The sequence below is a fragment of the Vibrio nigripulchritudo ATCC 27043 genome (assembly GCF_000222685.1).
GTDB lineage: Bacteria > Pseudomonadota > Gammaproteobacteria > Enterobacterales > Vibrionaceae > Vibrio > Vibrio nigripulchritudo.
Window position 1 is genome coordinate 1 of record NZ_AFWJ01000331.1, and the last position, 19213, is coordinate 19213.

A 19213-nucleotide genomic window follows, 5' to 3' on the forward strand; every position below is an offset into this window, starting at 1 on the left:
CACCGCAGGCACCTGGCCTTGTGGTGGATTCCTGTTCTCTTATGGCGGCGAAGTGATTAAAGATGGCCGTTGCGTGTTAGACAGTGATCAGGCAATCGCCGCCATTGATATGTACGGACGCTTGCTCAAAGATGCCGGACCGCTCGGCGTCGGAAATTACCACTGGTACGAAGTATTGAATGACTTCTCTGCAGGTGCAGCTGCCATCGCAATGGATTCTTCCAACTTCGCAACTGACTTCCAGAACCCAGAGAAAAAGTCTGGTACACGACTCCACCACTTACGCCGCAATGCCAACTCATGCAAACCATTCTGCAAAAGCCAATATCTGGACGTGGCAAGCTGGCATCAACCGTCACTCTAAAAAGAAACAAGCCGCTTTCTTGTTACTCACATTCCTGAACTCGAAACCAGGCTGTGCTCTGACATCAGCCAACGGACTGGCCACCATTCGAAACTCAGCATGGGATTCAAAAGCCTTTAAAGATCGCTTTGGGGCAGATGCTGCTCAGGCGGCACTTGCCAATCTGAACTCTGGTGATGCAGAAGTCTTCAAAGCGTGCTGGTTCCATCCGAAAGCCGCGCAGATTCTGGATGCATGGGGCATTGCAATTAACGAGGTCGCGACAGGCGCAAAAACATCTAAGGCTGCCATGACAACCGCAACCAACAAGATCAACGACATTTTGTAACACCAGTCGGGTAAGGAAGCTCGACCGATACAACACATAACATCAGGGAAGGAAATAAGATGAAGGCAATGTTGTCCAAAGGGATAGTTGGATCCAGTCCGCCTGTGCCGCTTCGCTCGGCAAGAGCACATCGTAGAAACTTTATTTTGGCGATGTTATTGCCCGCTACCGCGGTGCTGCTTTTGACAACATTGTTTCCCTTTTTGCTCAGTTTGTATCTGTCCTTTACCGACTACTCACTTTTAAATGCAGGGGAAAAAAGCTTTATCGGGTTCGGTAACTACAGCAAGTTGTTCCAGTCTGAAGAGTTTTGGTCTGCCACCAAAGTGACTCTGGTTTTCACCATAGTCGCCGTGACCCTGCAAACTATTTTAGGGGTTGGAATGGCAGCTTTGCTTCACTATGAATCTAAGCAAGCTCCGTGGTTAAGACTTCTGTTTTTGTTACCTATCGCTATTACGCCGGTTGCCGCAACCTTCACCTTCAGGCTGATGTTCAACCCTTCACTCGGGGTTCTGAACTATATGCTGACGTCAATTGGGCTGGAACCCAGCGCCTGGACTGCCGCCCCTGAATCAGCGCTGTTTTCTCTTATTCTTGTCGATACCTGGCAATGGACGCCCTTTATTTTGCTGATCACCGCAGGCGGGTTGGCTTCCCTGCCATCGGAGCCAGAAGAAGCCAGCGAGGTAGACGGTGCAAACGGCTGGCAAACCTTCTTTTACGTAACCTTGCCACAGCTCAAACCTTACATTGCCTTAGCTTTGTTGTTTCGGGTTATCGACGCATTCAAGACCTTCGACATCATCTTCGTGTTAACCGGGGGTGGTCCGGGGATCACTACACGAACACTGAACATTCTGGCGTACAAACAAGGCATCGAATTTCTTGAAATGGGTTATGCCTCGTCCATCGCTATCGTGATGCTGATTTTTACCTTGATCGTCAGTCAGGTTTTTCTAAGAAAACTGGGCTTGTTCGATTTGAAAACAGGAGGCACATCATGAGCGAGCGAAAAACAACGGTAAGCTCCATCATCGTCCGCCTTTTTGGCTCAATCTGGGCTCGCCGCGTGGTGCTGTATCTGTTCGCCATCTGGTGTCTGTTTCCGCTTTACTGGATTTTTTTAACAGCACTGAAAACGCCGATTCAGGCAATGTCACGTCCGCCCAGCTTCTGGTTTGAAGCTACACTAAAAAACTTTGAAAAAGTGCTGGCAGACCCTGCCATTCTGGACTTTTTCATCGACAGCGCGATTGTCGCCGCTGGTTCCACCGTTCTTAGCCTGTTAATAGGCGCGCCCACCGCCTACATCCTTGCCCGCTTCCATTTTAAAGGCCGAGGAGATTTTGGGTTCTGGATTCTAAGCACAAGAATGACGCCCCCTGTCGCCATGCTGATTCCATTCTTCGTGCTATTTTTCCAGCTTGGTCTGCTGGACACGCATATCGGTTTAATCATCGCGCATGTGGTACTCAACCTTGCCATTGTCGTCTGGCTGCTGCGCGGTTTTTTCTCAGAATTGCCCGTAGAACTGGAGGAAGCCGCCTACCTCGATGGAGACACCTATTTCAGCGCATTCTTCCGCATTACTTTACCTCTTGCGCTTCCCGGCTTGGCTTCCGTTGGCATTTTGATTTTCCTACTGTCGTGGAACGAGTTCCTGTTTGCACTGGTGCTTGGCGACAGCGAAGTCCGAACCGTCCCTATCGGGCTCTACGGCTTCATCGGGTATCAAACCATTCGCTGGGCAGAGCTCTCTGCCTCTGCTGCATTGATGATCGTCCCGATTATTATTTTCATTGTTATTTTCCAGCGTCACCTGCTCAGAGGGTTGACGATGGGGTCATATCGATAAGGTTTAGGAGTTATTGATGACACAAGTTTCGCTAAATGCCGTCAACAAAGAATGGGCTGGAGTCAAAGCCGTCAATCAGTTTGATCTGAACATCGCACAGGGCGAATTTATTGTTCTGCTGGGTCCATCAGGATGCGGAAAAACCACGACCATGCGAATGATCGCCGGGTTAGAAACCCCAACTTCAGGTGAGATTCGCTTTGACGATACCGATATGACAGACCGCCTGCCTAGGGATAGAAACATCGCTATGGTGTTTCAGAACTATGCTCTGTATCCGCACATGACTGTACGCGACAACATCGCCTACCCTCATAAGATCGCAGGGTTAGATAAGTCGGAGCGCTATCAGAGAGCGCTCTACGCCGCAGAAAAAGTCGGGCTTCTGGACTATTTAGATCGTAAGCCCAAAGCCTTATCTGGTGGGCAGCGCCAGCGTGTAGCACTGGCTCGGGCGATTGTCCGAAACCCTTCAGTCTTTTTGATGGACGAGCCCCTATCGAACCTGGATGCCAGACTTCGGGTAGACATGCGTGCAGAAATCAAACGCCTTCAACGAGAGATGGAAGTCACCATGATTTATGTCACCCACGATCAGATAGAAGCCATGACGCTGGCTGATAGAGTCGTCATCATGTCTTCCGGAGAAATACAGCAGATCGGCACACCAGATGAAGTGTATGACGATCCGGCTAACTTATTTGTCGCGGGTTTTCTCGGCTCCCCTTCGATGAACAAAATTCACGGTCAAATTCTTAATGAGTCTTTTCAGACAAATGCCGGGGCTCTCCCCGCTCAGGGTATCGGAAACAACACAAACGTTGTGCTGGGTGTCCGACCTGAAGACTGTTCACTGTCAATTGAACCCGCCCATCTGACAGGAAAAGTCTACGCGGTTGAACCTACCGGAGACGCCACACTGGTGGTCTGCAAAGTCGATGATCAATCCGTCACGTTTAAAGCCGATAAACATTTCCGCCCAGAACTGGACGCAGAAATCCATATTCAGGTAAATCCGGAACGTATTCTCTACTTCGACAATCAGACAGGGTTGAGGCTCCGCGCTCAATCAGAAGCTAGCAACTCAGGAGTACAAGAATGAAGAAAAGACGCTCCCAAGCTTGGTTTGGTCCCTTGGACAAAGACGGCTTTATCCATCGCAGTTGGATGAAAAATCGCGGCGCAACAGACGACATGTTCGACGGACGACCTGTCATTGGTATCTGCAATACCTTTTCAGAGCTGACACCTTGTAATGCACACTTTCGGGAGCTGGTTCAGGAAGTCAAAAATGGGGTGCTGGAGGCAGGCGGCTACCCTCTGGAGTTTCCTGTATTTTCTTGCGGCGAGTCCAATCTTCGCCCGACCGCTATGCTGTTTCGCAATCTAGCGTCAATGGATGTTGAAGAGTCGATTCGCGGCAATCCAATTGATGGAGTTGTGCTGATGGCGGGTTGTGACAAGACCACACCAGCCCTGTTGATGGGAGCAGCCAGTGCCAATCTGCCGACTATTCTGGTGTCCGGTGGTCCTATGCTAAATGGACGATTTCGAGGAGAAACATTAGGCTCCGGCACCGATGTGTGGAAATTTTCTGAAGACGTTCGCGGGGGCAAGATCGACGTAAAAACCTTTATGGACGCGGAATCAGCCATGTCCCGTTCTGCTGGGCACTGCAACACAGTGGGAACCGCTTCGACCATGGCTGTTATGGCGGAATCTTTAGGTGTTACTTTACCTTATAACGCCACCTACCCCGCCGTTGATGCCAACCGAGCTCGAATTGCGCGTCTTTCAGGCAGGCGAATTGTCGATATGGTGGAAGAAGATTTGTGTCTCAATCAGGTTTTAGTCCGAGATGCGTTTTTAAATGCAATAAGAGTCAACGGAGCGATTGGCGGGTCGACGAATGCCGTAGTGCATCTGCTCGCTATTGCCGGGCGCGCCGAAGTGCCGCTGACTCTGCAGGACTGGGACGACTGTGGGCGAGATATTCCGACTCTGGTGGACTGCCTGCCAAGTGGTCGATTCCTCATGGAGGACTTCTGCTACGCGGGGGGCGTGCCGGCAGTGATGAAGCGTATTGAAGCTTCAATGAACTTGGATGTCATGACGGTGACGGGCGACTCGCTCAAACACAACATTGAATCCGCTCAATGCTACAACGATGAGGTGATTCGGCCGCTGAGCCAGCCACTCGTTGATCATGGTGGCATCGCTATTCTCAAAGGCAATCTGGCTCCACAAGGTGCGGTGCTAAAACCTTCTGCTGCGACTCCTGAACTCATGAATCACCGCGGTAAAGCCGTCACTTTCTCCACAATTGAAGATTTCAAAGCTCGTATCGACTCGCCAGATCTGGATATAGATAAAGACTCCATTCTGGTACTAAAAGGAGCCGGACCAAAAGGCTACCCGGGTATGGCAGAAGTCGGCAACTTACCCTTACCGAAAAAGCTGCTTGAGCAGGGTGTCCGTGACATGGTTCGAATATCAGATGCCAGAATGAGCGGCACTGCCTTTGGCACAGTGGTGCTTCACGTCGCACCTGAATCGGCCGCGGGTGGGGTTATCGGGCTGGTGGAAGACGGCGACATGATTGAACTGAATGTGGAGCAGCGAAAACTTCACCTTGAAGTGTCGGATGAAGAACTTCAGCAACGACGCAATCGTTACGAAGCAGAACCCAGCTCAATAACCAGTGGCTACCAGAAACTGTATATCGACCACGTGCTACAGGCGGATCAGGGGGCTGATCTGGACTTTTTAGTGGGATGTCGCGGCGCAGACGTACCACGCGAAAGCCATTAGCAAATCAGGCTTCAGGAGAGTAAAAGGTGACAGATTACATCATTGTGGGAGGCGGTAGCTCAGCGTGTGTTGCCGCGAATCGCCTGGTAAAGAAATACGGTGCGAGCGTTTTAATGTTAGAAGCTGGCTACGCGGACAATCATCCGTTATTTAGTATGCCCGCAGGCTTTATCAAGATGCTGGCGGGTTCAAAATATCTGATCTTTCACCATACCAAGCCACAATCTCAGCTTGGACAGCGGGTCCACGATATTCCACAGGGTAATGTGCTGGGCGGAGGCAGTACGGTCAATGCCATGGTTTACATGCGCGGTTGCGAGGAGGACTATAAAAGTTGGCATCAGGCGGTGGAAGGCGATGGCTGGAGCTACCAAGATGTACTGCCCTACTATGTGCAACAGGAAGGGAATCAACGCCTGAACAACGAGCTTCACGGAGTAGATGGTTCTTTGAAAGTGTCTGATCCAGTTCATATCTGCGATATGAGTTACCTCTACCTTCAGACGATGCAAGCCATGGATGTTCCGCTTACACAGGATTTCAACTCTGGGAACCAATTCGGCACCGGATTGATGCAGACCACCACCTATAAGGGTCGTCGCTGCTCTGCTTCTAAAGCCTTTCTTTCCGAGATCATGCATGAGAAAAAGTTCGAGTTGCGTTTGGGGGCGAAAGTAACGCGGATCCTGTTTCTCGATAACACCGCCATTGGTGTGGAATATCAGCACAAAGGGCAGACGTATACAGTAAAAGCCAACAAAGAGGTTTTGCTGGCAGCCGGGGCACTGGTAACTCCACAACTCCTTATGCTTTCCGGAATTGGTGACAAACACCACTTAGCCGACCATCAAATCGATGTGATTCAGCATTTACCGGGGGTTGGACAGAATCTACAAGATCACCACGAGGTGCCTGTCGTCGTATCTACCAAAGAAAAGCTTGGCTATTTCGGAGAAGATAGAGGGCTAAAAATGATCAAAAATGGTCTTCAGTTTTTGTTGCTAGGTAATGGTCCTGTCTCCAGTAACGGTTGCGAAGCCTGTTCGTTCATAAATCCAATTGAACCTGAAGCCAGACCGACGATTCAACATTACTGCGTGCCCACCGTGTATTTGGATCGTGACGTAATGGGTATAGCGCCTACTCATGGCGCCACATTTAATGCCTGCGTGATACAACCCAAATCGAGAGGCAGTGTGCGGTTGGCATCCAATCACCACCAAGACAAACCCGTTGTCGATTCCAACTATCTCAGTCACCCCGACGATATGGCACTCCAAATTGCAGGCTTTAAATATTCCCGTGAAATACTTAATGCTCCACCTCTTTGCGATGTTGTGAAAGAAGAAATCTTCCCCGGTCCGAACTGCGTTTCTGACGGAGACATAGAAGCACACTGTAAACGCACGGTGAAAACCAATTACCACCCTGTTGGAACCTGCAAGATGGGGGTAGAAACAGACGAGTTTGCCGTCGTGGACAGCCACCTTCGTGTGTTTGGGGTGAAAAATTTACGAGTGATCGACGCATCAATTATGCCAACAATCATTAGCGCCAACACCAATGCTCCTGCCATGATGATTGCAGACTACGCGATCGACCGAATGATGAACGAACAGACAAGGAGCTCGTCATGACCGTCCATTATCCAGACTTGCGTAACAAACATGTGTTGGTAACTGGCGGCGCAACGGGGATCGGTCAGGCGCTAACTTCGGCTTTCGACCAACAAAAGTGCAAAGTCAGCTTTCTGGATATCAATACCAAAGCTGGTCAGCAACTTGAGGGAACATTGAATACGACACGGTTTGCGTCGGTGGATATTCGGGATTTAGCCGCTCTAGAAATAGCCATTAAAGATTTCGAGATAGAGTTTGGCCCGGTTGACGTACTGATCAATAACGCCGCAAATGACAGGCGACATGCTTTGCCAGATTTAGACGCATCCGATTGGGATGAGTTGATGAACGTGAATCTTCGTTCCTGTTTTTATACCGCCCAATATGCGCATGAAAAAATGAAGTCAAATGGAGGCAGTATCATCAACCTGTCTTCAATCAGCCACTTACTAGGGATTTCAGGCTACCCCGCCTATTCCACCGCTAAGGCTGCAATTCATGGGCTGACTAAGTCTCTGGCTCGCGAACTTGGGGAATGGGATATACGAGTCAACACTCTCACTCTCGGCTGGGTCGTCACCGAAAAACAGAAACAGCTCTGGCTGACTAAACAAATAGAAAAAGAATGGCTGGAACAGCAATGCCTGAAGAGGATGGTTCAGCCACAAGACGTTGCAAATGCAGCTTTGTTTTTAGCATCGAATGCCTCATCCATGGTCACCGGGCAATCTCTGGTGATTGATGGCGGGCGAACTTAGGATGAAAACAATTTGACCAAGAAACAGTTTTTACATGAACACGTAGCGACAGAAATCGGACAACGAGTGGTCAGTGGTCGCTACCCTCCGGGCGTAATGTTCGGCAATGAGCAGGATCTGATTGAAGAGTTTAATGTATCGCGCACAGCAGTGCGTGAAGCAGTGAAAGTACTGAATGGCAAAGGCATGGTGGAATCTGTTCCCCGGCTAGGTTTAAGGGTTCGCCCTACTTCAGAATGGCATATGCTCGATAGCGAAGTGCTGTCCTGGGTGGTGCAAAGCTCGTTGAGTAGCGATTTGATTGTAGAGCTTTATGATCTGAGACTGGCGTTTGAACCAAGAGCAGCATACCTGGCAGCCAACCGGTTCTCGAAAGATGATGACATTGCCATTCGACGAGCCTTACAGGGCATGACCTTATACCTTGATGAAGAAGACAGAGTCAGACACGACCTTGCGTTTCATTGCGCGATTCTCGACGCCACTGGAAACCGATTTTATCGCTCGCTGGGTGACATGATATCCGTCGTTTTGCAGCACACGTTCCGGCTTGCTCACAGAGATCTGGACGATGAATCCTGGGTGGACGAACACAAAAAAGTTTATGACGCGATTGTAGCTGGCAACGGTCAACTGGCCAGCGATTTAATGTCTTCACTACTCGAAAATGCCCTGAACGACTTAAAGCAAGCCACACACCGCGCTTCTGAAGAAGCTTCAAACGAGTAACTAGGTTGATAGCTATGAATAAAGTAATACCACGCTTTGGAACTAACGACATTGTTGGGGTGAATCCCGTCCTCGCCATGCCTTTTACCCAGAATGGTGACGTTGACTATGAGAGCTTCGATCGTTTGGTGGAACACTTGATTCAGACGGGTTGCCATGGCATGACTTTATTCGGTATCGCCAGCGAGTTTTACAAGCTATCGTTCCCTGAAAAAGAAAAGCTGGCACTTCGCTTTCTGAAAAACACGGAACATTCAAACGTGTATCGCTGCCTGTCTGTAACCGATCACGCAACTGAAGTAGCAGTTCAAACTGCCCAGCATTATCAATCTTTAGGCGCAGATGTGCTGATGTTACTGCCCCCCTACTTCCTAAACCCGCAAACCTGGCAAATTGAAGAGCATATCGAAGCTGTCCTTTCTTCTGTTTCAATCCCAATTCTAATTCAATACGCGCCCACTGAAACGGGTGTGCCAATTCCCCCTGAAAAGATGGCGGCATGGGGTAAGAAATACCCTAACGCAATGTTTAAAGTTGAATGCAACCCACCAGTCGAATACGGCCAGACGTTACTTTCGATGCTGCCAGACGCAACCCTTCTCAACGGTTACGCAGGCTTGTACATGTTAGATATGATGTCCATTGGCGGAAAAGGCGTCATGCCCGGCAGTTCGTTTGCCGAAGTATATGTGGACATCTATAACCTCTGGCAAAACGGACAGCATCAGGCGGCCAAAGACAAGCACCAGCAACTTCTCACCTTTATAGAAGTCTGGATGAGTAACTGCGAATACCTGATAGACATAGAAAAGAAAATATTAGCCAAACGAAACGTCATTCAATCCGACTATTGCCGAAAACCGGGGTACCCAACCACTGAAGAAGATAATCAGCAGATAGAAGAGTTTTTTCAGTTATTTGGTTTGGGGTGAAATAAGTGGAAATTTAACTTCTTGGAGGCTAAATTTCCAAAGTCTTGCGTGCCTGTATGATCTGCCCAAAATTGAGGAAAGTTGTGCGAAGCGTTGGGGGTAACGCTAAGCCATTATGTCTAGCTGCTCGTCAACTCCATGATTAAAAATTAATTCCACTTTGAGATTAACCTCTAAAAGCCATCAGGATTTAAGCCATATTCCACACATTTAATATGATATCTTTCCTTTCTTTATCAACATGTTAGATATTGAAAAGGAATTGAGATGAAAAAACTATTATTTACATTATTGTTGATAGCGTCATCCGCCTCTTACGCCGATTGGCATCATGGAAAAATTGAAATGATAGCCATAGGTTATGATGGAAAAACCATCTCGATAGGTCAGGCAGGCTCAACGAAAACAAATTGTACATGCTATCCAACATGGCCAAATCGATACTGTCTAAATAGAGATCGTATCTCATTTAATGAAGAGTACGCTTTACTTCTAGCGGCTAAATCTCGTGGTCAGTCGGTTGCTTTAAATATTGACGAGACTACATGCCAAGTAATCGCTATGTATGAGAATTGAGACTACGGAATAAAATAACGTATTGTTTAACGTTTATTTTAAATATGAAGTTTTGGCTGCACTGGCGGCCATCTCTCTTCCAATAATGTGCACAATCCCACGATTTCATCAATACTACAATGATTAATATTTGCTAAATTACTCAGTCATTTAGATAAAGTGATAAGTTAAGAAAAATCACTTTACTGCCAGGTTCTAGATATGAATACAGGGTATTTTGAGCGAATACAATTCCAACAAGCTAAAAGTTAGATTCGTGCTCTAACTAACACCAGTATTGTGATTCCTCCAAAAGAACATTTTCGTCATTCGTTATATTTTCGGAGTTATACATGAAATTTTTAATTGCTATAGTCATTTTTCTAACTAGTTTTAGCTCATTTGCAGGCTTCTCAAATTATTGTGGAACCGTGGATAAAATGTATACATGGGTGGGAGGCGGTGAAACATATGGCGTATGGGTGATATTTGACAATAACCCTTCTGTTTGTTCTGGAGGGTTCTACTTATCTCAACAAGGTAATAATAGGGAACTTGTTTATAGTTTTTTACTATCTGCCAAAATGACCAAGACACCCATTTGCATTCAAACTAACCCAGAAGTAGGTAAAATCTCTTCACGCTGTAAAATAAATTACGTTGTGGATAAATAATCACCATCAAAATGATATTGAATAAGTATAAGGCTTTACAGTTATTTATTCGGAAAGGATAAGAGTTATGTTAAAGAAAATCTTAGCTACTTTCATATTTTTAGTTTCAATAAATGCGTGGGCATCAGACGGAATTTACTGTAATGCAGGAACAGTAAAAGACATTCAGTCTGAACAAACTAACGTTGTTATTAATATATCAGGTTTGGGCTGGCATCAACTAGGTAGGTATGAAGAGCTTTCTTTCCAGAGCCGTTTGTCCATGGCACTTTCAGCACAAGCAAGTGGAAAGAAATTGGTTTTGGTATTTCCTTTAGAAAGTGGAGTGGATTGTAATCAACACAACTGGAATGTAAGCCCCTTAAAGGTTCGTATTACTAATTAAGTTCTATAAAGAAATAGAGTAAGTATCGCAAGATATTGAAAGTAGAAAGCCTCGCACTTGGCGAGGCTTTATATTTTTTAATAGCTTTGTTTAACCTTGGCGACGTGTTTTCGCTTTCGCAGGTTTTCTGCGTTGGTTTGCACGACCACCTGAGCTGTTTACGCGCTCTTCATGGCGTTTCACCGCTCTGCGGATCTTCTGGCTACGTGAACGGTCACGTTTGCGAGATGTGTTATGAGGGTCAATCAAGGACGTTTTCTCTGGTGCAAGCTCTACCATTTCACGCAGGTAGTTCACTTCTTTAAGCTCCAGTTCCATCCATCCGCCGCGAGGCAGTTTCTTATCCAGGAAGATATCGCCGTAACGAACACGTTTCAGACGGCTCACTGTCGGACCTTGTGATTCCCACAAACGACGAACTTCTCGGTTACGACCTTCATTGATCACAACGTAGAAAGTGTGATTCATGCCTTCGCCGCCAGTGTATACCACGTCTTCGAAGCGCGCTAAACCATCTTCCAGTTCAACACCGCGAACCAGGTTCTGAATCATTTTCTCGTTCACTTCGCCGAACACGCGAACCAGATATTCACGTTCAACCTGACGTGATGGGTGCATCAAACGGTTAGCCAGTTCACCATCGGTTGTGAACAGCAGCAAGCCAGAAGTGTTGGCATCCAGTCGACCTACAGACACCCAACGTGCACCTTGAATTTTAGGCAAGCGATCAAAAACGGTACGACGACCTTCAGGATCGTGACGAGTACAAAGTTCGCCTTCCGGTTTGTAGTATGCCAGTACGCGGCAGACCACTTCTTCTGAAGCTTTTACTGAAACATTGTGTCCGTCGATTCGAACTGTCGCGTTTTCATCTTCTAAGCGTTCGCCTAGTTTAGCCACGAGACCGTTAACGCTCACGCGTCCGGCTTTGATTAGCGCTTCCATTTCACGGCGAGAACCATGACCTGCTCGCGCTAAAACTTTCTGTAACTTTTCGCTCATTAATTTACCTATGTGTCGCCTTCACAGACGTCGAGTGCAAAATTTGATGCCACCAGTTTTGGTGGGCGCGTATTATCGCAGATATTCTGGAAAAATACCCATTTAAATTTTGATTTTTTATTACTCGAACGGTGTGGTATCCCCTGCCCCGACACGCGCAATCACAGCTTCGTCTTCACTAAAGTCGATAACTGTGGTTGGCTGCTCACCTAAGTAACCACCATTGAGAATCGCATCTACGGCATGCTCAAGTCTGTCTCGGATTTCTTCAGGGTCGGATTCTGCAACGTCGCTGTCTGGCAGAATCAAAGAAGTCGACATCAAAGGTTCGCCCAGCGCTTCAAGCAGATCCAGCGCTATGATGTTGTCTGGTACACGAATTCCGATGGTTTTCTTTTTGGAATTCATTAGCCTGCGAGGCACTTCTTTCGTACCTTTGAAGATAAAGGTGTAAGGACCAGGCGTATTATTTTTTAATAGTCGAAATGCTGTATTGTCGACGCGAGCGTACAAAGACAACTCTGAAAGATCACGACATAGCAGCGTGAAGTTGTGTTTATCATCCAGTTTGCGGATTCGGCAGATGCGTTCAAGTGCCTGCTTGTTTTCAAGCTGACAACCAAGCGCGTAACCAGAATCGGTAGGATAAACGACGACACCGCCATTGCGGATAATGGCAACGGCTTGAGTAATCAATCGGGCTTGCGGGTTTTCTGGGTGAATGTAAAAAAATTGGCTCATTATTCTTCCTCGCTTGCGAGCTCTTCGTCTCTTGCGAACTCCTCGTTTCTTGAATCTGGGGATTGTTGATTCTGAATCAAATCCCAATCTTTCCACACTGGCTCTACACCAGCGGGCAGCCATAAGTTTCTTCCCAGTTCCATCCAGGGTGACGGATAATGAAAGTCGGAACCTTGAGAAGCTAATAGTTTGTATTGTATAGCATAATCAGCAAGATTGCGTCGTTCTTGTTGGGCTTGCTGAGGCTGAGCCACTTCCATAGCATCTCCTCCTGCTTCACAAAACGCCGTAATCAGACGCTTAATCCATTTAGCCGTTAGCTGATATCGACCTGGGTGCGCCAGTACTGCCTGACCACCAGCCGCATGAATTGCGGTCACAGCATCTTCGATGGAGCACCAGGATGGCGGTACATAGCCAGGGTTATTACGCGTCAGGTACTTCTTAAACACCTGCTGCATGGTTTTAGCATAGCCGTTATCCACCAGCCATTTGGCAAAATGCGCTCTTGTTACTGAGGCGTCACCTGCGATTTCACGCACTTCCTCTAACACACCCTCTCGTGTTGCTTTTGCAAGCCTTTGAGCGATGAGTTCAGAACGTTCTGCTCTTCTGCGTTTTTGTTCATGAATCAGCGTTTGAAGAGCGGGATGCTCACGGTCGATATTCAACCCGACAATATGAATATCTTTATTCTGCCAAACAGTAGAGATCTCGATTCCATCAATCAAAGTCAGATCGATGTCATTTTTCTGGATATAACTGTGCGCCACACTAAGCCCGTCGACCGTGTCGTGGTCTGTAATGGCTAACACCTGCACTCTGAATTCAATCGCTCGATCAATCAATTGTTCAGGTGAAAGTCTGCCGTCGGAGGCAGTGGTATGGCTGTGGAGATCTATTTTCATATTAATGCTTGACTTTTTACCCTTGCACTAGTTAACTAGTACGCAATGACAGACAGCGTACTTAGGAAGCTCATGTTACAGGAATTTAACCAACAACATAACGACAAAGTTTCAGTGGTTTGCACTGTTGCTTCGTGGTGGCTTGTGTGGTGGAAACCTGCGCGGGCTATTGTGCGTATCTGATTTATAGAATTTCAGTCAAATAGCCCGCTCCCTGAGCGGGCTTTTTGTTTTGTCGACTTACTCACACTCAACCGGACAATATTGCAGCAAATCAAGGCGTTCAAAGATTGGGGCTGAGTGACGAATATGCGAGTATGTAGTTTCTCCAAATCGCACCACAAATTGAGTTTTTTATCTGGGGATTTGGAAACGTGTTTATTCAAAAGGAGGGCTTGTGAATAAGGCCATAATGATTAAAGAAAAAGGACAGGTCACCCTGCACCCGATGTCCGTGCCTTACAGTGAAGATCCTACGCGCCTTTTTCAGGTACTTTGCGGCGATAAAACCAATAGTCTGTTGTTGGAATCGGCAGAAATTGATTCCAAAGAAAATTTAAGCAGTTGGTTATTGGTCGATGCCGCTGTCCGCATTGTATGCCGAGGTCATCAGGTAACTTATGAAGCCTTGACTGAAAATGGTCGTCATTTGATTAAACGCCTTTCTTCCAACCTTCATGAGCAGGTTTCGTGTGAACTGTCACCGGATGCACTGATCCTGAATTTCGAGCAGCCGGATTCCGAGTTAGATGAAGACAGCCGTTTACGCGAAGCATCCAGTTTTGATGCTCTGAGACTGGTTCAGCACAGTTTCGATTTGAAAGGAAAAGACAAGCACTCAATCTTTATGGGTGGTCTGTTTGCTTATGATCACGTCGCCAACTTTGAACCTTTGGGTAGTGCTCAGCAGGGCAACTGGTGCCCAGATTACGTTTTCTACGTCGCTGAAACTTTGATGGTATTGGATCACCAGACTCGCACCTGTACAGTACAAGCCACACAGTTCGACGGTGATGCCTCCACTGAGTCTGCTTTAAAAGAAAGACTGAACGACATTGCTGAGAAAAGTGACAAGCCAGCGCCACTTAAAGAGGCAGTGAAGCTGAAAGATGTCTCAGCAGTACCAAGCATTTCAGATGACGTTTTCTGCCAAACCGTTACTGACTTAAAAGAATATGTTGTGAAAGGCGATGTCTTTCAGGTGGTTCCGTCTCGTCGGTTCACCTTACCTTGCCCATCACCATTAGCCGCTTATAAAGAGCTGAAGCGCAGTAACCCTAGCCCTTACATGTTCTACATGCACGATGAACTGTTCACACTGTTCGGAGCTTCTCCAGAAAGTGCGCTCAAGTACGAAACCAAAACCAATCAGGTAGAAATTTATCCAATTGCTGGTACGCGTCGTCGCGGCAAGAAAGCCGATGGCAGCATCGATTTTGATTTGGATAGTCGTATTGAGCTTGAACTTCGTGCTGACATGAAAGAAAACGCCGAGCATATGATGCTGGTCGATCTGGCTCGCAATGACGTTGCGCGTATTTCTGAAGCAGGTACACGTCACGTTGCCGACTTACTCAAAGTAGACAGATACAGCCACGTAATGCATCTCGTATCGCGTGTGGTTGGTCAACTGCGTGAAGACCTTGATGCTCTGCACGCCTACCAGGCGTGCATGAATATGGGAACATTAACGGGCGCACCAAAAATTCGTGCGATGCAGCTGATTCGAGACGTAGAGAAAGCACGTCGCGGTAGTTACGGTGGCGCAGTGGGTTACCTGACAGGTGAAGGTGACCTGGACACATGTATCGTTATTCGTTCTGCATACATTGAAGATGGTATTGCGCAAGTTCAGGCAGGAGCTGGTGTTGTTTACGACTCCGATCCTCAGGCAGAAGCCGACGAAACCCGCGGTAAAGCGCAAGCGGTAATTTCAGCAATTCAAAGTGCCCATAAGGAGTAAAAGATGGCGAACCTAGTATTTGTAGATAACTTTGACTCCTTTACGTACAACCTTGTTGATCAGTTCCGCTCTCTGGGACATGACGTTACCATCTACCGCAACCATATTGCTGCGGAAGTGATTGCCAACGCAGTCGAGAAGCTGGACAACCCTGTTGTAGTACTGTCGCCAGGTCCCGGTGCGCCATCCGAGGCAGGCAGCATGCCAGAGCTGATTCAAAAGCTAAAAGGCAAAGTGCCAATGATTGGTATTTGCCTGGGGCATCAGGCGATTGTTGAGGCGTATGGAGGCACGGTTGCCGGAGCAGGTGAAATCGTCCACGGAAAAGTGTCGATGATGGCGCATCAAAACCATTCCGTATATCACGACCTGCCCTCGCCTATTGCCATTGCTCGTTACCACTCGCTGGTTGCCACTTCTGTACCTGAGTCACTAGAAGTAACGGCAGAAGTCGACGGACTGGTGATGTCTGTGGTAAATGAAAAAGACAAAGTGTGCGGATTCCAATTCCATCCCGAGTCCATCATGACGACTCAAGGGGCGAATTTGCTTGCCAATACCATTCGCTGGGCACTGGCTTAATCAAGAATAAGAAATTACGGATACTCAGCTCGGCTTTAAGTCAGAGCAAGAAGAAGGAAGATTTTATGGAACAGATTATAAATAAGCTTTACGACCAGCAATCTCTGACCAAAGACGAGAGCCAGCAACTGTTTGATGCCATCATCAAAGGTGAAATGGATCCTATCCTGCTTGCCGCTGTACTAACTGCACTAAAAATCAAAGGCGAAACGCCAGAAGAAATTGCAGGCGCAGCATCAGCACTATTAGCCAACGCTAACCCGTTTCCGCGCCCGGATTACGATTTTGCAGATATCGTCGGCACAGGGGGCGACGGTTCTAATACCATCAATATTTCAACTACCGCCGCTTTTGTCGCTGCTGCATGTGGCGTAAAAGTCGCAAAACACGGCAACCGAGGCGTATCGAGCAAGTCCGGTTCTTCTGACCTGTTGGATTCGTTCGGCATCAACCTAGCAATGAGTGCGGAAGATACGCGCAAAGCTGTGGACGATTTAGGCGTCGCTTTCTTATTCGCACCGCAATACCACGGCGGTGTTCGCCACGCCATGCCTGTTCGCCAGACTATGAAAACGCGAACAATCTTCAATATCCTGGGCCCTCTGATTAACCCAGCCCGCCCTAACATCGAATTGATGGGTGTTTATGATGCGGCTCTGGTTCGCCCAATTGCTGAAACCATGCAGCAAATGGGCATGAAGCGCGCAGCAGTCGTTCACGGAAGTGGTCTGGACGAAGTGGCTATCCACGGCGAGACTCTGGTTGCAGAAATCAAAGACGGTAAGATTGAAGAGTACACCCTTTCACCGGCAGACTTTGGTGTGAACACGCACCCATTAGACGCCATCAAAGGGGGCGAGCCTGCTGAGAATCGCGCCATTATTACAGATATTTTGACAGGCAAAGGTACGGAAGCGCAGGTTTCTGCGGTTGCTGTAAACGTTTCTCTTCTTCTAAAGCTGTTTGGAAACGAAGATTTGAAAGCCAATACTCAAAAAGCCATTGATGCCATGAATTCTGGCGCGGCTTATGAGCTGGTGAAACAACTGGCTGAGAGAGGCTAAATCAATGTCTGAGCACATTACTCAACAAAACCGTGAAATGGCACAGGTGCTTGCTAAGATCGTTGCCGACAAACATATATGGGTGGAAGAACGCAAAGTCAGCCAGCCTTTGGAAAGCTTTCAACCGTCACTAAAGCCATCGGACAGAAGTTTCTATGATGCGCTTTCTCAGGGTCAGTCTGCTTTTATTCTGGAATGCAAAAAGGCTTCCCCTTCCAAAGGTTTGATTCGTGATGACTTTGATTTGGACTACATTGCTTCTGTGTATAAGAACCACGCGAGTGCCATCTCGGTTCTGACGGACGAAAAGTACTTTCAGGGCAGTTTTGATTTCCTTCCTCAGGTAAGGAATCAAGTAACACAGCCAGTTCTTTGCAAAGACTTCATGATCGATACGTATCAGGTGTATCTTGCTAGGCAATACAATGCTGATGCCATTCTTCTTATGCTGTCTGTGTTAGATGATGAGCAATACCAAGCGCTGGCAGAAGTGGCAGACAGTTTAAATCTGGGTATTTTGACAGAAGTCAGCAACGAAGAAGAGCTAGAACGTGCGATTCGTTTCAAAGCGCGCGTTGTGGGCATAAATAACCGCAACCTTCGTGATCTTTCTATCGACCTCAACCGAACCAAAGAGCTGGCACCAAAACTGCCCGAAGGCACCATTGTTATCTCTGAATCCGGCATCTACAACAATCAGCAAGTTCGTGATCTCGCCAACCATGCAGATGGCTTCCTGATTGGTAGCTCATTGATGTCCGAAGACAACCTTGAACTTGCAGTTCGCCGTGTTCTACTCGGCGAAAATAAAGTATGCGGTCTTACTTCACCAGAAGATGCCGCCAAGGCTTATCAAGCTGGTGCGGTGTTTGGTGGGCTTATTTTCGTTGAGAAATCCAAACGCTATGTGGATCTGGAAAAAGCTCGCTTAACCATGAGCGGCGCACCTTTGAACTTTGTCGGTGTATTCCAGAATCATCCGTCCGACTTTGTTGCAGAAACCGCATCCACACTTGGCTTATCTGCGGTTCAGTTACATGGCGATGAAGACCAGTCTTATGTCGATTCGCTCAGGGCTGCACTGCCAGAACAATGCAAGATTTGGAAGGCATATGGTGTATCAGAGTCTGCACCAAGCCTGTTGAAGACCAATATTGACCGTCACCTTCTTGATTCAAAAGTGGGCAATCAATCTGGCGGAACGGGTGTTGCGTTCGACTGGTCACTGATTGGCGACGAAAGAAATATCATGCTGGCGGGCGGGCTTTCACCGGAAAACGCGAAAGAAGCAGCGAGTATTGGTTGCCTGGGACTGGACCTGAATTCCGGCGTCGAAAGCGCACCGGGGCAGAAAGACCAAGCGAAACTGAGCCAGGCTTTTAAAGAAATTCGAAATTACTGATCACTGGCGGCTTGCCCGCTATCAAGAAAGTTTAAGGAAATACCATGGCAAAATTAGATGCCTACTTCGGAGAATACGGTGGTCAGTATGTACCACAAATTCTGGTTCCAGCACTTGAGCAACTGGAACAAGCCTTTATCGACGCGCAGGAAGATAAAGAGTTTTTTGCTGAATTTATGGGTCTGTTGCAAGAGTACGCTGGTCGCCCAACTGCTCTGACACTCACTCGAAACCTTACCAAAGGTACGAAAACCAAACTGTACCTGAAGCGAGAAGACTTACTTCACGGTGGTGCTCACAAGACTAATCAGGTGCTTGGTCAGGCACTGCTGGCGAAACGCATGGGTAAGAATGAGATCATCGCAGAAACAGGCGCTGGTCAACACGGTGTAGCTACCGCGCTTGCATGTGCATTGTTAGGTTTAAAATGTCGCGTTTACATGGGTGCGAAAGACGTAGAACGTCAAAGCCCTAACGTGTTCCGTATGAAGCTGATGGGTGCGGAGGTGATTCCGGTTCACTCAGGTAGCTCTACTCT

General features: G+C 47.5%; 21 protein-coding genes. 18 read left to right on the top strand and 3 right to left on the bottom strand.

Translation table 11 applies throughout. The annotated features are described in order from the left end of the window. The 13 genes from RH89_RS28945 to RH89_RS28410 form a co-directional block, all read left to right on the top strand. On the top strand, window positions 1–364 hold a 364-nt coding region (locus RH89_RS28945; protein WP_004409430.1), incomplete at its 5' end, for a type 2 periplasmic-binding domain-containing protein. After that, on the top strand, window positions 291–692 hold the full coding sequence (locus tag RH89_RS28950) for a type 2 periplasmic-binding domain-containing protein (RefSeq protein WP_139063379.1): 402 nt from the start codon (window positions 291–293) through the stop codon (window positions 690–692). The genes RH89_RS28945 and RH89_RS28950, both read left to right, overlap by 74 nt. 59 nt (window positions 693–751) lie before the next feature. Next, a complete protein-coding gene (locus RH89_RS28360; protein ID WP_004409435.1) occupies window positions 752–1699 on the top strand; it encodes a carbohydrate ABC transporter permease in 948 nt (315 codons plus the stop codon). Continuing rightward, window positions 1696–2550: a carbohydrate ABC transporter permease gene (locus RH89_RS28365; protein ID WP_004409440.1), complete on the top strand. Its 855-nt coding sequence runs from the start codon at window positions 1696–1698 to the stop codon at window positions 2548–2550. Before RH89_RS28360 ends, RH89_RS28365 begins: the two co-directional genes overlap by 4 nt. A 16-nt stretch (window positions 2551–2566) precedes the next feature. Next, entirely contained in the window at window positions 2567–3652 is a 1086-nt protein-coding gene (locus RH89_RS28370) for an ABC transporter ATP-binding protein (RefSeq protein WP_004409441.1), read from the top strand. After that, on the top strand, window positions 3649–5361 hold the full coding sequence (locus RH89_RS28375; RefSeq protein WP_004409442.1) for an IlvD/Edd family dehydratase: 1713 nt from the start codon (window positions 3649–3651) through the stop codon (window positions 5359–5361). Before RH89_RS28370 ends, RH89_RS28375 begins: the two co-directional genes overlap by 4 nt. A 26-nt stretch (window positions 5362–5387) precedes the next feature. Beyond that, window positions 5388–6998, top strand: coding sequence for a GMC family oxidoreductase (locus RH89_RS28380; protein ID WP_004409444.1), 1611 nt, complete (start codon window positions 5388–5390; stop codon window positions 6996–6998). Further along, the gene (locus tag RH89_RS28385) at window positions 6995–7738 is read left to right on the top strand and encodes an SDR family NAD(P)-dependent oxidoreductase (RefSeq protein WP_004409445.1); all 744 of its coding nucleotides are present in this window, start codon (window positions 6995–6997) and stop codon (window positions 7736–7738) included. Before RH89_RS28380 ends, RH89_RS28385 begins: the two co-directional genes overlap by 4 nt. A 12-nt stretch (window positions 7739–7750) precedes the next feature. After that, window positions 7751–8467, top strand: a complete 717-nt coding sequence (locus tag RH89_RS28390; RefSeq protein ID WP_004409447.1) for a FadR/GntR family transcriptional regulator — start codon at window positions 7751–7753, stop codon at window positions 8465–8467. Between the two features lie 14 nt (window positions 8468–8481). Continuing rightward, on the top strand, window positions 8482–9399 hold the full coding sequence (locus RH89_RS28395; protein WP_004409449.1) for a dihydrodipicolinate synthase family protein: 918 nt from the start codon (window positions 8482–8484) through the stop codon (window positions 9397–9399). Window positions 9400–9666: 267 nt separating this feature from the next. Next, the gene (locus RH89_RS28400) at window positions 9667–9975 is read left to right on the top strand and encodes a hypothetical protein (protein WP_004409451.1); all 309 of its coding nucleotides are present in this window, start codon (window positions 9667–9669) and stop codon (window positions 9973–9975) included. A gap of 332 nt (window positions 9976–10307) precedes the next feature. Then, entirely contained in the window at window positions 10308–10628 is a 321-nt protein-coding gene (locus RH89_RS28405; RefSeq protein ID WP_004409453.1) for a hypothetical protein, read from the top strand. Window positions 10629–10695: 67 nt separating this feature from the next. Next, the gene (locus tag RH89_RS28410; RefSeq protein ID WP_004409455.1) at window positions 10696–11013 is read left to right on the top strand and encodes a hypothetical protein; all 318 of its coding nucleotides are present in this window, start codon (window positions 10696–10698) and stop codon (window positions 11011–11013) included. Window positions 11014–11103: 90 nt separating this feature from the next. Here RH89_RS28410 and rluB read toward each other — a convergent pair whose 3' ends face one another. The 3 genes from rluB to rnm form a co-directional block, all read right to left on the bottom strand. Beyond that, window positions 11104–12015, bottom strand: a complete 912-nt coding sequence (rluB, locus tag RH89_RS28415; RefSeq protein ID WP_004409456.1) for a 23S rRNA pseudouridine(2605) synthase RluB — start codon at window positions 12013–12015, stop codon at window positions 11104–11106. A 120-nt stretch (window positions 12016–12135) separates the two neighbouring features. Beyond that, window positions 12136–12756, bottom strand: coding sequence for an L-threonylcarbamoyladenylate synthase (locus RH89_RS28420; protein WP_004409458.1), 621 nt, complete (start codon window positions 12754–12756; stop codon window positions 12136–12138). Next, entirely contained in the window at window positions 12756–13664 is a 909-nt protein-coding gene (rnm, locus tag RH89_RS28425) for an RNase RNM (RefSeq protein WP_004409460.1), read from the bottom strand. Before rnm ends, RH89_RS28420 begins: the two co-directional genes overlap by 1 nt. Window positions 13665–14076: 412 nt before the next feature. On the opposite strand from rnm, the gene RH89_RS28430 reads away from it, so the two are divergent. The 5 genes from RH89_RS28430 to RH89_RS28450 all read left to right on the top strand — a co-directional run. Next, complete coding sequence (locus RH89_RS28430; protein WP_004409461.1) at window positions 14077–15627, top strand: anthranilate synthase component 1; 1551 nt, start codon at window positions 14077–14079, stop codon at window positions 15625–15627. A 3-nt stretch (window positions 15628–15630) separates the two neighbouring features. Next, the gene (locus tag RH89_RS28435; protein ID WP_004409463.1) at window positions 15631–16209 is read left to right on the top strand and encodes an aminodeoxychorismate/anthranilate synthase component II; all 579 of its coding nucleotides are present in this window, start codon (window positions 15631–15633) and stop codon (window positions 16207–16209) included. Between the two features lie 65 nt (window positions 16210–16274). Then, entirely contained in the window at window positions 16275–17273 is a 999-nt protein-coding gene (gene trpD, locus RH89_RS28440; RefSeq protein WP_004409465.1) for an anthranilate phosphoribosyltransferase, read from the top strand. A gap of 4 nt (window positions 17274–17277) precedes the next feature. After that, complete coding sequence (gene trpCF / locus RH89_RS28445) at window positions 17278–18675, top strand: bifunctional indole-3-glycerol-phosphate synthase TrpC/phosphoribosylanthranilate isomerase TrpF (RefSeq protein ID WP_038147752.1); 1398 nt, start codon at window positions 17278–17280, stop codon at window positions 18673–18675. Window positions 18676–18719: 44 nt separating this feature from the next. Further along, window positions 18720–19213: pyridoxal-phosphate dependent enzyme (locus tag RH89_RS28450; protein WP_004409471.1), on the top strand; the 494-nt coding region annotated here is incomplete at its 3' end.

Excerpts from the sequence above, each read along its gene's own strand:
- RH89_RS28950 (WP_139063379.1), top strand. The coding sequence starts at position 291 with ATGCCAACTCATGCAAACCATTCTGCAAAAGCCAATATCTGGACGTGG.
- RH89_RS28360 (WP_004409435.1), top strand. The coding sequence starts at position 752 with ATGAAGGCAATGTTGTCCAAAGGGATAGTTGGATCCAGTCCGCCTGTG.
- RH89_RS28365 (WP_004409440.1), top strand. The coding sequence starts at position 1,696 with ATGAGCGAGCGAAAAACAACGGTAAGCTCCATCATCGTCCGCCTTTTT.
- RH89_RS28370 (WP_004409441.1), top strand. The coding sequence starts at position 2,567 with ATGACACAAGTTTCGCTAAATGCCGTCAACAAAGAATGGGCTGGAGTC.
- RH89_RS28375 (WP_004409442.1), top strand. The coding sequence starts at position 3,649 with ATGAAGAAAAGACGCTCCCAAGCTTGGTTTGGTCCCTTGGACAAAGAC.
- RH89_RS28385 (WP_004409445.1), top strand. The coding sequence starts at position 6,995 with ATGACCGTCCATTATCCAGACTTGCGTAACAAACATGTGTTGGTAACT.
- RH89_RS28395 (WP_004409449.1), top strand. The coding sequence starts at position 8,482 with ATGAATAAAGTAATACCACGCTTTGGAACTAACGACATTGTTGGGGTG.
- RH89_RS28400 (WP_004409451.1), top strand. The coding sequence starts at position 9,667 with ATGAAAAAACTATTATTTACATTATTGTTGATAGCGTCATCCGCCTCT.
- RH89_RS28405 (WP_004409453.1), top strand. The coding sequence starts at position 10,308 with ATGAAATTTTTAATTGCTATAGTCATTTTTCTAACTAGTTTTAGCTCA.
- RH89_RS28410 (WP_004409455.1), top strand. The coding sequence starts at position 10,696 with ATGTTAAAGAAAATCTTAGCTACTTTCATATTTTTAGTTTCAATAAAT.
- rluB (WP_004409456.1), bottom strand. The coding sequence starts at position 12,015 with ATGAGCGAAAAGTTACAGAAAGTTTTAGCGCGAGCAGGTCATGGTTCT.
- RH89_RS28420 (WP_004409458.1), bottom strand. The coding sequence starts at position 12,756 with ATGAGCCAATTTTTTTACATTCACCCAGAAAACCCGCAAGCCCGATTG.
- rnm (WP_004409460.1), bottom strand. The coding sequence starts at position 13,664 with ATGAAAATAGATCTCCACAGCCATACCACTGCCTCCGACGGCAGACTT.
- RH89_RS28430 (WP_004409461.1), top strand. The coding sequence starts at position 14,077 with ATGATTAAAGAAAAAGGACAGGTCACCCTGCACCCGATGTCCGTGCCT.
- RH89_RS28435 (WP_004409463.1), top strand. The coding sequence starts at position 15,631 with ATGGCGAACCTAGTATTTGTAGATAACTTTGACTCCTTTACGTACAAC.
- trpD (WP_004409465.1), top strand. The coding sequence starts at position 16,275 with ATGGAACAGATTATAAATAAGCTTTACGACCAGCAATCTCTGACCAAA.
- trpCF (WP_038147752.1), top strand. The coding sequence starts at position 17,278 with ATGTCTGAGCACATTACTCAACAAAACCGTGAAATGGCACAGGTGCTT.